We start from the raw sequence: 15,029 nt of genomic DNA, 5'->3' as shown, positions 1-15,029 counted from the left end.
GTAAATATATTCAGTGTTGTTTGCACTTTTTTCTCGACTGGCGCGGCCCTCCTGAAAAACCGGCTACAGGCCTTCAACCTTCAGGGGAAATCCATGCGTCATCCTTGCTGCAAACTGCATTCGCTGAGCGCCGCCATTCAGGCCGTGCTGCTTTGTTCCTCCCTGTCACTGCTGGTGCCGGTGGCCAGTGCCGCATCAGCAGAGCCCGCCGTACAGCAGCAGTCCTTCGACATTCCCGCTGGCTCCCTGGCCGAGGCGCTCAACCAGTATGCCAGCGCGGCCGGCGTCGCCCTCTCGTTCGATGCCGGGCTGCTGCAGGGGCACAGCAGCCCGGGCCTGCAGGGCAGCTATCCGCTCGAGGAAGGCTTCGCCCGTCTGCTGCAAGGCAGTGGCTTGCGCGTGGTGCGCCAGGCGCCGGGGGTCTATGGCCTCGAGGCGCTGCCGGCGCAGCGTAAGACGGGTAGCGATGTGCTGCAGCTGGATGCGATGACCGTCAGCACCCTGCGCAGTGACAGTGCCGTGGGCGAGACCAGCCAGCGTGTGACGGTCATCGACCGCCAGCAGATCGAACAGCAGCTGGCCCTGAGCAGCGATCCGGGCCAGGTGCTGAGCAACCTGATTCCGTCCTACTCGCCGAGCCGGCAGAAGATGTCCAACGCCGGTGAAACGCTGCGTGGCCGTACCCCGCAGTTCCTCGTCGACGGCGTGCCGCAGGCCAGTTCGATTCGTAACGACGGGCGCAGCAGCTACACCATCGACCTGGCGCAGATCGAGCGCATCGAGGTGATCCATGGTGCCTCGGCCGAGCATGGCGGCGGCGCCACTGGCGGTATCGTCAACTTCATCAGTCGTCGCCCCGAAGGCAACGGCATCAGCCAGCACGCCGGGGTCAGCCTGGAGAGCGATGACCGTTTCAGCAAGGACGGCCTGGGCTACAAGCTGAACTACCGGCTCAGTGCCCAGCAGGGTGACTGGGAAACCCTGTTCGGTGCTACCTGGCAGGAGCGTGGTGCCTTCTACGACGCCAATGACGAGCTGATCGGCGTCGCCTACCCCGGCGAGATTCAGGACACCCGCGACCACGACCTGATGTTCAAGCTCGGTTACTGGCTCGACGATGTCCAGCACCTGCAGTTCAGCGCCAACCACTATGAGCTCCGGGGCAACAACGACTACGTACCGGTGCTTGGCGACCGCGCCGCAGGCATCCCCTCCACGGCGCGCAAGGGTGATCCGCAGGGCGACCCGGCATTCAACGAGAACCGCCAGTACAGCTTCAGCTACAGCAATCAGGACCTGTACGGCAACGTGCTCGACCTGCAGCTTTATCACCAGCGCTATCGCGGTCAGTTCGGCGCGCTGCTTTCGGGCTCGTTCCAGGATCCGAACATCGCCCCGGTCGGTACCCTGTGGGAGCAAAGTCGCAGCGATTCGGAAAAGTGGGGCGGCAAGCTGACCCTGCGCCGCAAAGGCCTGTTCGACGGGCTGCTCGACCTGAGCGGTGGCGTCGATCTGTTGCGCGACAAGGGCGAGCAGGTGCTGGTGCAAACCGGTCGCAGCTACGTGCCGCCGTCCACCTACGATAACCAGGCCGGCTTCCTCCAGGGCGACCTGCACCTGACCGACAAGCTGACCCTGATGGCCGGTGTGCGCCGCGAGCATGCCGAGCTGGATGTGGATGACTTTCACACCGTATGGGGCACCAACAACGCCGGTGGGGTGAGCGTCAGCGGCGGCAAGGTGTCGTTCGGCAAGACCCTGAGCAACTATGGCTTCACCTACCAGGCCACTGACTGGGCGCAGCTCTACGGCGGCTACTCAGAAGGCTTCGGCATGCCCGACATCGGCCGTGTGCTGCGTGGCCTCGACGAGCCGGGGCAGGACGTGGAGAGTCTGCTGGAGCTGGAGCCGATCATCACCCGCTCGCGCGAAGTGGGCCTGCGCCTGAGCTTCGAGCGGGTGGACATGGAGCTGAGCTACTACGAGTCCTTCTCCAACCTTGGCGAGCGCCTGTCGGTGAGCGCCGACGGTAACTACATCGCCAATCGCGAGCGGGTCGAGATCCAGGGCTACGAGCTGACCGGCAACTGGCACCTGAACGAGCGTCACAGCCTGCGCGGCAGTTACGCCCACAGCCAGGGCAAGTCCGACACCGATGATGACGGCAAGGTGGACACGCGCCTGACCGGCCTGAACATCGCGCCGGATCAGTACAGCCTGGGCTGGCAGGCCAACTGGAGCGACGACTGGTCGAGCTACCTGCAATACAACTACTACGTCAGCCGCAGCTTCGACGATCCGCGCCTGGACTTCGACGGCTACGCCCTGCTCTCGGCCAGCGTCAGCCGCCGTCTGCCAGTGGGCAGCCTGTCGCTGGGCATCGACAACCTGCTCGACGAGGATTACTTCAGCTACTACTCGCAGTCGGCGCGCATCGCCGATGACTACAACTTCAAGGGGCGGGGTCGCACCTTCACCCTTGGCTATCAGCTGGACTTCTGAGGTCAGCGTGCGTGCTGGAGCCTGCGTTGTGGTTTCCAGCGCGCCATCGGCATCCGGGTGAGGGCGATACAGATGACACTTATGCGCGGCGGGCTAGTCTGAACAAGAACCTTCAAGACACAGGAGTCTTCCATGTCCAGCCACCACACCTACAAGAAGATCGAGATCGTCGGCTCGTCCCCCACCAGCATCGAGGAGGCCATCGAAAATGCCCTGGCCGAATGCGCCAAGAGCGTACACAACATGGACTGGTTCGAAGTGGTCGACACCCGCGGCCATATCGAGAACGGCAAGGTGGCGCACTACCAGGTCACGCTCAAGGTCGGTTTTCGCCTGAGCGGTAGCTGAGGCGTCGATGTGCTGAGCGAGGCTGTGGCACCGCGCACAGCGGCGATGGCTGCCGCTGGCGGGGGGCGGCGCATTCGGGCAAGCTGCCTGCGCCAATTCAGGGAGGAATGTCATGTTCAGACTCATGCTGCTGATCAGCCTGCTATCGCTCGCAGGCTGTATCGACAACAAGCCGCCCGTCGCCGAAGAGCGCCGTCTGCTGCTCAGTGGCGAGGATTTCGCCGCCTACGAGGCACCGCAGGGTGGCCGCTACGAAAAGCTGGTGACCTACGCTGCGCGCAGCATCGACCTTAGTTTCGAGAGTAGCGATAGCGACTGGTTCTACCTGTACAGCGGCGTCTCGCTCTACCCGCGCGCCGGTGATGCCTTGATGACCAGCTACGCCGAAACCTTCGGCGCCTCGTTCGGCCTGCGTGAGAGTGGCTTGGCGCAGCAGGATCTACCGCTGGAGACCGAGTTGGCCAGTCGCGTCAGCCTCAAGCTGCTGACCCAGGACGGCGAGCCGGTGGGCAACCTGTTCTATGCCACGGTGGGCAACAAGTCGATGTTCACCATCTTCACCGGGGTGTACTTCGAGCAGGCCGAGGATTTCGAGGCGTTCATCGCGCCCAAGCTGCGGCAACTGCGAGCGTACCAGCACACCGATCCGGTGTTGGCCTGGGCCGGCGACAAGCTCGGTTTCGGCGCTGACTGAGCCCAGTGCTCAGCCGAAGAACCAGTAGGTGACGCTGATCGCGGCGATGACCCCCGCCAGCTCCGCCAGCAGGGCACAGCCGACCGCGTGGCGAGCTCGCTGGATACCCACCGCGCCGAAGTACACGGCCAGCACGTAGAAGGTGGTCTCCGTGCTGCCCTGGACGATTGCCGCGGCCAGCGCCGGGAAGCTGTCCACGCCATGGGTCTGCATGGTCTCGATCAGCATGGCGCGTGCCGCGCTGCCGGAAAATGGCTTGACCAGGGCGGTGGGCAGGGCATCGACGAAGCGCGTGTCCCAACCGAAGGTTTCCACCAACCAGCGGATGCCGTCGAGGCCAAATTCCAGGGCCCCGGACGCGCGTAACACACCGATGGCGCAGAGCATGGCCACCAGATACGGCAGCAGGCTCTTGGCGATATCAAAGCCCTCGCGCGCGCCCTCGATGAACTGTTCGTAGACCTGGACCTTGCGCAGTGCGCCGACTACCAGGAACGCCAGGATCACGCCGAACAAGGTCAGGTTGCCGAGCAGCGAGGACAGTGCGGCCAGGGCGGTGGCGCTGAGGCCTGCGAGCAGAGCCATGAACCCGCCGAGCAGCAGCGCCCCGGGGATCAGGTACGCCAGCACCACCGGGTCCCACAGGCGCAGGCGCTGCATCAGCGCGACCGACAGCAGGCCGACCAGGCTGGAGGCGCTGGTGGCCAGCAGGATCGGCAGGAATATCAGGGTCGGATCCTCCGCTCCCTGCTGCACGCGGTACATGAAGATCGACACCGGCAGCAGCGTCAGCGATGAGGCGTTGAGTACCAGAAAAAGAATCTGCGCATTGCTCGCCACCAGCTTGTTGGGGTTGAGCTCCTGCAAGCTGCGCATGGCCTTGAGGCCGATGGGGGTGGCCGCGTTGTCCAGGCCCAGGCCGTTGGCGGCGAAGTTCATGGTGATCAGGCCCAGCGCCGGATGGCCGCGTGGCACTTCCGGCATCAGCCGCGCGAACAATGGGCCCAGTACGCGTGCCAGGGCATCCACCAGGCCCGCCTGTTCGGCGATGCGCAGCAGGCCGAGCCACAGGGTCATGGTGCCGAACAGCAGCACCATCACTTCCACCGACAGCTTGGCCATGGCGAACAGGCTCTCGACCATGGCGGCGAACACTGCCGGGTCATCGCCTATCAGCCAGCGGGAGAAGCCCGCGACTGCTGCCACCAGGAAAAAACTCAGCCACAGGCCATTGAGCATGCCGCACCCCCTCGTCGTTCTGGCGGGGGATGATAACGCGTCGTCCCTTCGCATGGGACGCCTGGCACACTGCCGTCAGCCGGCGGTGCGGCGGTCAGGTCGCTTCGCTGCCTCGAGCAGCGGGTTCCGTCCCTAGTACCAGTTCGGGTCGCTGCGCAGCTGTTCCATCAGCATCTGCTGGACTTCCTCGTCCGGCTCGCCCAGCCAGCGCAGGCTGGCGTGTTCACTGGGGGCGCGATCCTCGGGCAGGCCATCCGGTACCTGCACGTATAGCGCATAGGCGTCGTCGTCTTCCCATTCGAAAGCGACATAGGCGCGTTGCCCGAAACACCGCTGCGCTTCGCATATCTGGCCAACCAGGTAGCGATCACTGTCGGCCTCCACGGCCTGCATGGGGGTGGACAATCCACTGAGATTGATCAGCCACTCCGGCAGGCGTTCTTCATCCTCTACCAGATCCTGCCAGGCTTCGCGGTACTCGGCATTGCTGGTGAGCAATTCGCCTGGATGGAAGCTGGCGTCACGGTCGGCGGCCTGAGCCGCCAGGGCGCCGCCCATCAGCAGGGCGGCGGCAATGGCGTGTATCGACTGCATCTATGGCTCCCTACATGCGTGGGCGACGGCCCATGATGAACGAGACGATGAACAGCACCAGGAACACCACGAATAGAATCTTGGCGATACCCGCAGCGGTGCCGGCGATACCACCGAAGCCCAGTACAGCGGCGATGATGGCGATGATCAGGAAAGTGACTGCCCAACTAAGCATGGTGTTTCTCCTTGGTGGATCAGTGGGTAATGGCCCAGGCAGGCCAGGGGTTTTGCGCGTTGCTCGGGTTCGCAGGCCGGGGCGTGGTGCCCGTTGGCAGCTCCAGCTCTGCAGTATTCCGGTTTGCACGCAGGGTATGGCCTGGCAGCACGACGCTGGCGAGCGTCAGGCTGAGCAGAAGTGGCAAGGTGGCGAGCACCAGAGCGACTGTCCACATGGCGGTTCTCCTGTTGCGTGCAGGACGGATGGCGCGTGTCGCTGGCATATCCGTCTGTTGCTTTTCTTGCATCGCGACCGGCGCATGACCGGTTGCCCACTGAGAACATTGCAGCGCCCGTGCCAGACTTTTGCTTTATGTAAAAGCCATTAAAATCATTGGCTTACATTATTTTGATGGCATTCTGGGGCAGGCATACTGCCCGAATGGGGCTTGCGCGGTCGTGCGTTTTGCCCGACGGACGCAGCTAGAGCGGGGCTTTGCGGCCCACCACAGTGGTCGCCCCTCGACCGCGCAGTCGGTATACTCGCTGCACCCGTGTGCCCTGCGGGTTCCGCGCCCAGAACAACAACCGCGCCGCGAGTCTCGAACCGATGAACGACTACGAACAGGAAGACCCGATTCCCCAAGGTGACCTCGCTCTGCAGATCACCGCGTTGCCGCGTGAGACCAATGGTTTCGGTGATATCTACGGCGGCTGGCTGGTGTCGCAGATGGATCTCGCCGGCACGGCCATGGCCAACAAGGTTGCCGCTGGCCGCGTGGCGACCGTGGCCATCGATCGCATGGCCTTCCTGGTGCCGGTGGCGGTGGGAGCGCAGCTGTCGTTCTATACCCAGACGCTGGAAGTGGGGCGCAGCTCGATTCAGATGATGGTGGAAGTGTGGAGCGACGACCCATTGTCCAACGAATGGCGCAAGGTCACCGAGGCGGTCTTCGTCTTCGTCGCCATCGATGGCAGCGGTCGTACCCGTCCGGTACCACCGCGTCGCGGCTGACAGGCTACGCAGCAACGAAAACGCCGGCTTAGAGCCGGCGTTTTGCTGTGCGCGCTGCGGGTTTAGCCGCGGATGTTGTAGATATCCTTGTCGGCGACTTCCGCGTAGGCGTACAGACGATCGAGATAGGCCTTCTGGTGCTCCCAGACCTTGGCTGCGGCCGGATCGGCTGCGGCGCTGGCCTCGACCACTTCAGCAGATACTTCCTTGAGGCGCGCCAGTACGTCGTCCGGCAGGCGGCGAACTTCTACACCGTCGGCCTTGAGCTGCTCCAGGGCTTCCATGTTCTTCGCGTTGTAGTCGTCGAGCATGTCGCCGTTGACGTCACGCGCGGCGGCGCGAACGATGGCCTTGAGATCGGCCGGCAGGGTTTCCCAGGCCTTGAGGTTGACGTCCAGTTCGAACAGAACGCTCGGCTCCTGCCAGCCTGGGGTGTAGTAGTACTTGGCGGCTTTGTGCAGGCCCAGGGCCAGGTCGTTGTATGGACCGATCCACTCGGTGGCGTCGATGGCGCCGGTCTGCATGGCGGTGAAGATCTCACCGGCCGGCATGTTGACCACGGTACCGCCCATCTTGGTCAGCACTTCGCCGCCCAGGCCCGGGGTACGCATCTTCAGGCCCTTGAAGTCGTCGACCGAGTTCATTTCCTTGTTGAACCAGCCGGCGGTCTGCACGCCGGTGTTGCCGCAGGCCATCGGCAGCACGCCGAACGGCTTGTAGACCTCTTCCCAGAGGGCTTGGCCGCCACCGTAATGCAGCCAGGCGTTCATTTCCTGAGCATTCGGGCCGAACGGCAGAGCGCAGAAGAACTGTGCGGCCGGTACCTTGCCCTTCCAGTAATACGGTGCGCCGTGACCCATCTCGGCGGTGCCGCGAGAGACTGCATCGAACACTTCCAGCGCTGGTACCAGTTCGCCGGCTGCGTACACCTTGACCTTCAGGCGGCCGTTACTCATTTCATCGACCAGCTTGGCGAAGCGTTCGGCCCCCACGCCGACGCCCGGGAAGTTCTTCGGCCAGGAGGTAACCATTTTCCAGATGAAGGTCTGGGAACTCGAACCCTCTTGGGGTGCGGCGGCGCTCTTGGAATCTTCTTTGCAGCCAGCCAGTGCGGTTGCTGCAAGGCCTACGCCCGCTGCGGCGAGTATGTCGCGACGTTTCATGCAATGCTCCTTCTTGTTGTATTGGTCTTACCACGGGATCGCCGAAGGTAGACCGGGCGTGAATAACATAGGGTGTCGTGACCTACAAGCCTAGCTATTACGACTAAAGTTGTACGGGCATTGCTGCATTACCGGTAGCCTGCCTAGAATCGCCGGCCTGCGGCCCACAAGGACGCGGGCGGCGTGACGTGTAGCCAACCGGTTTGCCGTCCTGTCTCCTACTCATAACGATAAGGACTCACTATGTCCGACAAGCCTTCACTTCCCCTTGCTCTTGCATATCTGATCGATGCCATCAACGCCTGGTTTGGTAAGGCTTGCGCCTGGCTGACCGTGTTTCTGGTGATCGGCACCGCCATCGTCGTGGTGCTGCGTTACGGTTTCGGTATCGGCGCGACCGCCCTGCAGGAGGCGGTGCTCTACGCTCATGCGCTGGTCTTCATGGGCGCCGCGGCCTGGGTGCTGCAGCGCAATGGTCACGTGCGCGTGGACATTTTCTACCAGAAGTTCAGCGGCCGCCGTCAGGCGCTGGTCGAGATTCTCGGTAACCTGCTGTTCCTCCTGCCGGTGGCACTGTTTCTCGGCTGGGCCAGCTGGGACTACGTCAGCAACGCCTGGTCGACGTTCGAAGCGTCCAGCGAATCCGGCGGCCTCAAGTTCGTCTATCTGCAGAAAAGCATCATTCTGGTGCTGGTCGTGAGCCTGGTAATGCAAGGTATTTCCAATCTGATCAAGGCACTCTACGTCTTCAGCGGTCGCCTGCCGGCTCCGGAGGTGAAGCATGGCTGAGTTGATGGCGATTCTGCTGTTCATCAGTATCTGTGCGGCCCTGATGGCCGGCTTTCCGGTGGCGTTCACCCTGGCCGGCGTTTCCCTGCTGTTTGCCGCGCTCGGCGTGGTTACCGGCACGTTCGACCCGGGCTACCTGAGCGCCCTGCCGAACCGCCTGTTCGGCATCATGAACAACCAGACCATGCTCGCCGTGCCGCTGTTCGTGTTCATGGGAGTGATGCTGGAACGTTCACGGGTGGCCGAGGATCTGCTCGAGTCCATGTCGCGTCTGTTCGGCACCCTGCGTGGCGGCCTGGCGATTTCCGTGTGCGTGGTCGGTGCGTTGCTGGCCGCGTCCACCGGCATCGTCGGGGCCACCGTGGTGACCATGGGCCTGCTGGCGCTGCCGACCATGTTGCGTCGCGGCTACGATCCGGCCATCTCCACCGGCACCCTGGCGGCTACCGGTACGCTGGGGCAGATCATTCCGCCGTCGATCGTGCTGGTACTGCTGGGGGACGTGATGTCCAGCGCCTATCAGCAGGCGCAGCTGAAGATGGGCATCTTCTCGCCGAAGACCGTTTCGGTTGGTGACCTGTTCGTCGGGGCGCTGCTGCCCGGCCTGCTGCTGGTCGGCCTGTACATTGCCTACATCATCTTCGTCGCGATCTTCCAGCCGAAGAAACTGCCGGCGCTGCCGCAGGAGGAGCTCGGCCCGATCGAATGGGGCAAGCTGGCCAAGGCGCTGATTCCGCCGCTGATCCTGATCGGTGCGGTACTCGGCTCCATCCTCGCCGGCTATGCCACACCGACCGAAGCTGCCGCGCTGGGCGCTGTGGGTGCCATGCTGCTGGCGCTGAGCAAGAGCAAGCTGAACTTCGGTCAGCTCAAGGAAGTGGCCTATGGCACCACCGAAATCAGTGCCATGGTCTTCATGATCCTGATCGGTGCCTCGCTGTTCTCCCTGGTGTTCCGCGGCTTCGGTGGTGAGGTACTGATCGAGGACGTGTTCGCCCAGCTGCCTGGCGGTGTGCTCGGTGCATTCTTCCTGGTGATGCTGGTGATCTTTCTGCTCGGCTTCATCCTCGACTTCATCGAGATCACCTTCGTGGTGGTGCCGATCGTCGGTCCGGTGTTACTGGCGATGGGGCTCGACCCGATCTGGCTGGGCGTGATGATCGCGCTGAACCTGCAGACGTCCTTCCTCACGCCGCCATTCGGTTTCGCGCTGTTCTACCTGCGTGGCGTGACGCCCCCGAGCATTCCCACCAGCACCATCTACAAGGGTGTGTTGCCGTTCATCCTGATCCAGATTCTGCTGCTGGTGATTGCCTATATCTTCCCTGGGCTGATCACTTGGCTGCCGGAACAGGTCTATGGTCCATAGGTCATAACATGCAGTGAGCAGACGCCCGTCCCTGTGACGGGCGTTTTGCTTTATGTGCATGGCATGCTTCAAATAGACGTTACTCAACGGAGCGAGAGGCCCTCATGAGCAAAACCCAAGTCGAACGCGTGGAGCTCGATCAGCTCACCTGCTGGCGCATACGGGCGCAGCACAGCGAGCTGCTGGTCGCCCAACAAGGCGCGCAGATTCTCAGCTATCAGCAAGATGGCCAGCCGCCGTTGATCTGGTTGAGCCCCGATGCGGCCTATCGACGTGGCCAGAGCGTGCGTGGCGGTGTGCCCATTTGCTGGCCCTGGTTCGGTGACCTGCGGCGCAATCCGCAGGCGGTGCAGGCGCACTATCAGCTGGACGAGGCCCCCGCCCATGGCCTGGTGCGCAATTTGGACTGGCAGTTGCTGAGCATTGCCGAAGAGGAGGACGGGGTCAGGCTGCGCTTTGCCTTCGACGCACGCGAACGACCATTGCCGGGTTGGCCGCGCGATGCCTGCGTGCACTTCGAAATCGGCCTGGGCGACGATCTGCAGCTGCGCCTGGAGACCGAGAACCGCAGCGATCACCCGCTGGTGCTGAGCCAGGCCCTGCACACCTACTTCGCCGTCAGCGATGTGCGCCAGGTTGAGGTGCAAGGCCTGCAGAGCTGCCGCTATATCGACACCCTGCAGGATTGGCGCGAGCTGCGCCAGGAAGGGGCTGTCGGGTTCAGCGGCGAGACCGATCGCATCTACCGCGACACCGCGGCGCGCCTGAGCATCATCGACCCCGCCTGGCAGCGGCGCATCCACCTGGATGCCCGTGGCTCACGTTCGGCGGTGCTGTGGAATCCCTGGATCGACAAGGCCAAACGCCTGTCGCAGTTCCCTGACGATGCCTGGCAGAACATGCTGTGCATCGAGACGGCCAACCTGCTGGATGACGTCGTGCAGTTGCAGGCCAGGCAACGGCACAGCCTGGAGCTGCGTCTGTCCAGCGAGTCGCTGAGCTAGTCTGCCTGTTGCAGTGCCTGGCGCAGCGCCTGCGCATCGCGATAGGTGCGCTGCTGGGCCAGCTTGCCATCCTCCAGCTGCAACCACAGCACCTCGCCCTCGCCCGCCGGATAGCGCGGGGCGATGCGCGCGTCGCGGTCGAGAAGGATGCGGTAGTTGTAGTCGCGCATCTTCGGCAGGGCGAAGAGGCTGGCGATGATGCGGGGCATGCGGCTGACATCGGCGAGGAAGACCGCCTGGCGTTGTTCCAGGTAACCCTTGGGCTGGCCTTCCAGCGCAGCGTTGACCAGCTTGGCACCGTCCATGTCGCGGGCGACCAGCAGGATCCGGGTCTCGTCATTCAGGGTGTAGGGCGCGTCGAACTGATCCAGCAGCGTCCAGGGTGCCAGGCGTTCGCCGGGCTCCATGGCCAGTGCAGCGGTGGACAGCAGGCACAGCAACATCAGGGCAGCAGCTTTCATGCTGGAACTCCTAGCGGGGGAATGGAGGCGGTTAGAGGTCTTCGTCGGTCACCAGGCGTACTTCGCCGGCGTCCATGGCATAGGCGGCGTCGGCTAGGTCGTTGCTGATCGCTTCCACCTTGAGTTTGCCGCTGACCCAGATGGGCGCGTAGATGTCGTCGAGCACGATGCCCTTGGGGTAGCGCACCAGTACCAGCTGGTTCGGTGGCGGTGGTGGAACGTGGATGCAGGCACCCGGGTAGGGCACCAGGAAGAACAGCGTGCTGTTGCCTTTCTCGTCGTTCTCCAGCGGTACCGGGTAGCCACCCAGGCGGATGGCCTTGCCGTCGAGTGCAGCGACGGTCTTGGCCGAGTACATCACCGCCGGCAGGTTCTTGTCCTGCTGGCGCAGGCCGCCTTCGCTGTAGAAGGTGCTGTCGCCTTCCGGGCTGTCGTGGCTGATCTCGGGCATCTCCTCCAGGGCTTTGCGATCCTCGGGGGGCATCAGGGTGAGCCAGTCGGTTTCCGGCAGTTCGGCGTGGGCCAGGCCGGTACAAAGGAGCAGGGCGAGCAGCAGGTGGCGCATGGGGTATGGCATCTCGTGGCGGCGTTAGCGAGGAGCCGAACTTTCGGCTCCTGATCCGGGCCTGTCAGCCCTTCTTGATTGCCCCGTAGATTACCAGCAGAACGATGGCGCCGATCACCGCGCCGATAAAACCGGCAGCCTGACCAGCCTGGTAGATGCCCAGCGCCTGGCCGCCGTAGGTGGCCGCGATGGAGCCGCCGATGCCGAGCAGGATGGTCATGATCCAGCCCATGCTGTCATCCCCAGGTTTGAGAAAACGTGCGATCAGACCGACGATCAGGCCGATGAAGATGGTGCCGATTATGCCCATTGGCGTGTCTCCTTGATGAGTGCCGCTTGTGCGGCAGGCTCTGCATGGGACAGGCTGGTGAGGTGTCAGTTCGCCTCATCCGGTGGTTTGACCCCATAGCGCTGGTAGATCAGGGTGATCTCGCCATTCTCGCGCATGCGCTCGAGCTCCGCGCCCAGGCGGTCGTAGAGTTTACGGCGGTCACGCTGGTAGCGCTTGAGCGATGCGCCGAAGTGATTGCCCAGTACCTGCTGGTGGGTGTAGTGAGCGTAGCTGTAGTCGCGAAAATCCATCGCCTGGAATTGCGCCTCCATCGGCGCGATGTCGAGCACGGCGATGGTGTCCAGGCGCCCGGCGCGGAACATCGCTGCCAGTTGCGCATCGTCGCTGGCATAGACGCGGCCCAGCAGGTCATCGCTATCGAACGGCTCGAAATAGGCTGTGCCGCGCTTCACGCCGAGTGACAAGTCATACAGATCGTCGTAGCGGCTCAGTCTGGCCTCTTCGCCTGGGTGCACGATGAAGCGTACGTTGAGCGGCTGGCTGCCGATACTGGGCAGGAAGTGAATGTACTGGCGGCGTGGCTCGGTGAGCAGAACGCGTGGCACCAGGTCGACGCGACCTGAACGCAGGTCGTCGAGGCTACGCAGGAAGGGGGCTTCGCGCCAGTGCAGGTCTATGCCAATGCGGTGTGCCGCGGTCTCCAGCACGCTGATCAATGGGCCGCTGGGCAGGCCATCGACTGCGCGCATTTCCGGTGGCCGCTCACGGAAGTCGACACGCAGTACGTCGTCGCCAACGCAGGTCAGTGCGAACAGCAAGGACAGCAAGGAAAGGAGCAGTTTCATGGCCAGGCTCTTGAGCGACCACCGTCGTTCAAGAGTCTAGCTGCGAATTGTCCGGTTAGCCTTTTGCTATCAGTGCCTGAACGGCTGCGATGCCGCTATCGAGGCTGGCGCGATCGGCACTGCGCAGGGTGGCATGACCGACCTTGCGCCCGGCCTTGAAGGCTTTGCCGTAGTGGTGCAGGTGGCAATCGGCGATGCTGATCACCTTGTCTACCGGCGGTACTTCGCCAATGAAGTTGAGCATGGCGCTCTCGCCCAGCTTGGCCGTCGAGCCCAGCGGCAGGCCGGCGACGGCGCGCAGGTGGTTCTCGAACTGGCTGCACTCGGCGCCTTCGATGGTCCAGTGCCCGGAGTTGTGTACGCGCGGGGCGATCTCGTTGGCCTTCAGGCCGCCGTCGACTTCGAAGAATTCGAAGGCCAGCACGCCGACGTAGTCGAGCTTGTCCAGCACGCGGCCGACGTAGTCCTCGGCCAGCGCCTGCAGCGGGTGATCGGTGCTGGCGATGGACAGGGCGAGGATGCCGCTATCGTGGGTGTTGTGTACCAGCGGGTAGAAGCGTGTTTCGCCGTCACGGGCGCGCACGGCGACCAGCGATACTTCGCCGGTGAAGGGCACGAAACCTTCGAGAATGCACGGCACGCTGCCCAGTTCGGCGAAGGCGCCGGTCACGTCCTCGGCCCTGCGCAGGACCTTCTGACCCTTGCCGTCATAGCCCAGGGTGCGGGTCTTCATCACCGCCGGTAGGCCGATGCTGGCCACGGCGGCATCGAGATCGGCCTGCGACTGAATGTCGGCGAACTCCGGAGTGGGAATGCCCAGCTCGCGGAACATGGATTTTTCGAACCAGCGGTCACGGGCGACGCGCAGGGCTTCAGCGCTCGGGTAGACCGGCACGAACTGCGAGAGGAAGGCCACGGTTTCCGCCGGCACGCTCTCGAATTCGAAGGTCACCAGGTCGACCTCATCGGCCAGCTGGCGCAGGTGATCCTGATCGCCGTAGTCGGCGCGGATATGTTCGCCCAACGCCTGCGCGCAGGCGTCCGGCGCCGGGTCGAGAAAAGCGAAGTTCATGCCCAGCGGGGTTCCCGCCAGGGCCATCATGCGGCCCAGCTGGCCGCCACCGATCACACCGATTTTCATAACAAAGCCCCTTTTCAGCAGGTGGCGAGACCAAGCAGTTGAACGCTGCCCGCAGCGCAGGAAGCGGAGTTTACGCCGGTAAATGAGCATTCCGAGCAGCGGACAGGGTGCCAATGCGCCGTGTCGCAGCCCTTGATGGAATGGGCTTCAGGCCTCGCGCGGATCCGGGTTGCTCAGCACGGTATCGGTCTGCTCCTGGCGGAACTGCTTCAGCGCTGCGTGGAACTGCGGGTGCTGGTGACCGAGGATGCTGGCCGCCAGCAGCGCCGCGTTGACCGCGCCCGCCTTGCCGATGGCCAGGGTGGCGACCGGAACACCGGCCGGCATCTGCACGATCGACAGCAGCGAGTCGACGCCCGAGAGCATGGACGACTGTACCGGCACGCCGAGCACCGGCAGGTGGGTCTTGGCCGCGCACATGCCCGGCAGGTGGGCTGCACCACCGGCACCGGCGATGATCACCTGGATGCCGCGTGCTTCTGCCTCTTCGGCGTACTGGAACAGCAGGTCCGGGGTGCGGTGGGCGGAGACCACCTTGACCTCGTGGGGAATGCCCAGCTTGTCCAGCATTTCGGCGGTGTGGCTAAGGGTGGACCAATCGGACTTGGAGCCCATGATCACGCCAACCAGTGCGCTCATCGTCGTGCCTCTTCTCTCGGGCGCCTCGCGGCGCGTCAAAAACCAACAAGCCACGCGGGCGGGCCAGCGTGGCTTGTCATGATTCGTTGGCCGGGTGCTGCCGGCCGAAGGCCGCGCAGTATAACGCAAAGCCAGCGGTGTCGGGCAGTGGCGATGACCGTTCGTCATGCAGGCGCTGGCAGTGAGGCAAAACCGCGCAAACCTTGCTCTGGA

18 protein-coding genes are annotated in these 15,029 nt (G+C 63.6%); 7 read left to right on the top strand and 11 right to left on the bottom strand.

The features are described 5' to 3' along the window. The first annotated feature begins 93 nt into the window (after nt 1-93). From ACN8M7_RS05900 to ACN8M7_RS05890, 3 genes are all read left to right on the top strand, one after another. Nucleotides 94-2,502, top strand: a complete 2,409-nt coding sequence (locus ACN8M7_RS05900) for a TonB-dependent receptor (RefSeq protein WP_490260090.1) — start codon at nt 94-96, stop codon at nt 2,500-2,502. Nucleotides 2,503-2,634: 132 nt separating this feature from the next. Beyond that, the gene (locus ACN8M7_RS05895) at nt 2,635-2,850 is read left to right on the top strand and encodes a dodecin (RefSeq protein ID WP_061238904.1); all 216 of its coding nucleotides are present in this window, start codon (nt 2,635-2,637) and stop codon (nt 2,848-2,850) included. A 112-nt stretch (nt 2,851-2,962) separates the two neighbouring features. Further along, the gene (locus tag ACN8M7_RS05890) at nt 2,963-3,544 is read left to right on the top strand and encodes a hypothetical protein (RefSeq protein WP_490260089.1); all 582 of its coding nucleotides are present in this window, start codon (nt 2,963-2,965) and stop codon (nt 3,542-3,544) included. 9 nt (nt 3,545-3,553) lie between these two features. On the opposite strand, the gene ACN8M7_RS05885 is transcribed toward ACN8M7_RS05890, so the two are convergent. The 4 genes from ACN8M7_RS05885 to ACN8M7_RS05870 form a co-directional block, all read right to left on the bottom strand. Continuing rightward, a complete protein-coding gene (locus tag ACN8M7_RS05885) occupies nt 3,554-4,783 on the bottom strand; it encodes a nucleoside recognition domain-containing protein (RefSeq protein WP_490260088.1) in 1,230 nt (409 codons plus the stop codon). A gap of 132 nt (nt 4,784-4,915) precedes the next feature. Then, entirely contained in the window at nt 4,916-5,377 is a 462-nt protein-coding gene (locus ACN8M7_RS05880; RefSeq protein WP_490260087.1) for an inhibitor of vertebrate lysozyme family protein, read from the bottom strand. A gap of 10 nt (nt 5,378-5,387) precedes the next feature. After that, nucleotides 5,388-5,552, bottom strand: coding sequence for a DUF1328 domain-containing protein (locus ACN8M7_RS05875; protein ID WP_082768045.1), 165 nt, complete (start codon nt 5,550-5,552; stop codon nt 5,388-5,390). 19 nt (nt 5,553-5,571) lie between these two features. After that, nucleotides 5,572-5,769: a hypothetical protein gene (locus ACN8M7_RS05870; RefSeq protein WP_490260086.1), complete on the bottom strand. Its 198-nt coding sequence runs from the start codon at nt 5,767-5,769 to the stop codon at nt 5,572-5,574. Nucleotides 5,770-6,143: 374 nt separating this feature from the next. On the opposite strand from ACN8M7_RS05870, the gene ACN8M7_RS05865 reads away from it, so the two are divergent. Beyond that, nucleotides 6,144-6,548, top strand: a complete 405-nt coding sequence (locus ACN8M7_RS05865; protein ID WP_061238909.1) for an acyl-CoA thioesterase — start codon at nt 6,144-6,146, stop codon at nt 6,546-6,548. A 62-nt stretch (nt 6,549-6,610) separates the two neighbouring features. Here the strand turns inward: ACN8M7_RS05865 and ACN8M7_RS05860 are convergent, their stop codons facing one another. Continuing rightward, nucleotides 6,611-7,711, bottom strand: a complete 1,101-nt coding sequence (locus ACN8M7_RS05860) for a TRAP transporter substrate-binding protein (protein WP_490260085.1) — start codon at nt 7,709-7,711, stop codon at nt 6,611-6,613. A 243-nt stretch (nt 7,712-7,954) separates the two neighbouring features. Between ACN8M7_RS05860 and ACN8M7_RS05855 the strand changes: the two genes are divergently transcribed. From ACN8M7_RS05855 to ACN8M7_RS05845, 3 genes are all read left to right on the top strand, one after another. Further along, nucleotides 7,955-8,500, top strand: a complete 546-nt coding sequence (locus ACN8M7_RS05855; protein ID WP_061238911.1) for a TRAP transporter small permease subunit — start codon at nt 7,955-7,957, stop codon at nt 8,498-8,500. Beyond that, complete coding sequence (locus ACN8M7_RS05850; protein WP_490260084.1) at nt 8,493-9,869, top strand: TRAP transporter large permease; 1,377 nt, start codon at nt 8,493-8,495, stop codon at nt 9,867-9,869. The genes ACN8M7_RS05855 and ACN8M7_RS05850 overlap by 8 nt, the downstream gene beginning before the upstream one ends. A gap of 104 nt (nt 9,870-9,973) precedes the next feature. Further along, nucleotides 9,974-10,873, top strand: a complete 900-nt coding sequence (locus tag ACN8M7_RS05845; RefSeq protein WP_490260083.1) for a D-hexose-6-phosphate mutarotase — start codon at nt 9,974-9,976, stop codon at nt 10,871-10,873. Here the strand turns inward: ACN8M7_RS05845 and ACN8M7_RS05840 are convergent. The 6 genes from ACN8M7_RS05840 to purE form a co-directional block, all read right to left on the bottom strand. Then, the gene (locus tag ACN8M7_RS05840; protein WP_490260082.1) at nt 10,870-11,334 is read right to left on the bottom strand and encodes an FAD/FMN-containing dehydrogenase; all 465 of its coding nucleotides are present in this window, start codon (nt 11,332-11,334) and stop codon (nt 10,870-10,872) included. The two genes, ACN8M7_RS05845 and ACN8M7_RS05840, sit on opposite strands and share 4 nt — an antisense overlap. Nucleotides 11,335-11,365: 31 nt before the next feature. Continuing rightward, nucleotides 11,366-11,899, bottom strand: a complete 534-nt coding sequence (locus ACN8M7_RS05835) for a DUF3299 domain-containing protein (protein WP_490260081.1) — start codon at nt 11,897-11,899, stop codon at nt 11,366-11,368. Nucleotides 11,900-11,963: 64 nt separating this feature from the next. After that, nucleotides 11,964-12,209 (bottom strand): GlsB/YeaQ/YmgE family stress response membrane protein, encoded by a 246-nt coding sequence (locus ACN8M7_RS05830; RefSeq protein ID WP_017676370.1) that lies wholly within the window; start codon nt 12,207-12,209, stop codon nt 11,964-11,966. A 65-nt stretch (nt 12,210-12,274) separates the two neighbouring features. Then, entirely contained in the window at nt 12,275-13,036 is a 762-nt protein-coding gene (locus ACN8M7_RS05825) for a substrate-binding periplasmic protein (protein ID WP_490260080.1), read from the bottom strand. A 55-nt stretch (nt 13,037-13,091) separates the two neighbouring features. Continuing rightward, complete coding sequence (locus ACN8M7_RS05820; RefSeq protein ID WP_490260079.1) at nt 13,092-14,177, bottom strand: 5-(carboxyamino)imidazole ribonucleotide synthase; 1,086 nt, start codon at nt 14,175-14,177, stop codon at nt 13,092-13,094. Between the two features lie 147 nt (nt 14,178-14,324). After that, nucleotides 14,325-14,816 (bottom strand): 5-(carboxyamino)imidazole ribonucleotide mutase, encoded by a 492-nt coding sequence (purE, locus tag ACN8M7_RS05815; RefSeq protein WP_061238918.1) that lies wholly within the window; start codon nt 14,814-14,816, stop codon nt 14,325-14,327. Between the last annotated feature and the right edge of the window lie 213 nt (nt 14,817-15,029).

Origin of the sequence: Pseudomonas spartinae, from assembly GCF_965197125.1 — a bacterium.
Lineage (GTDB): Bacteria > Pseudomonadota > Gammaproteobacteria > Pseudomonadales > Pseudomonadaceae > Aquipseudomonas > Aquipseudomonas composti_A.
This window is presented reverse-complemented; position numbering and strand designations above follow the sequence as displayed.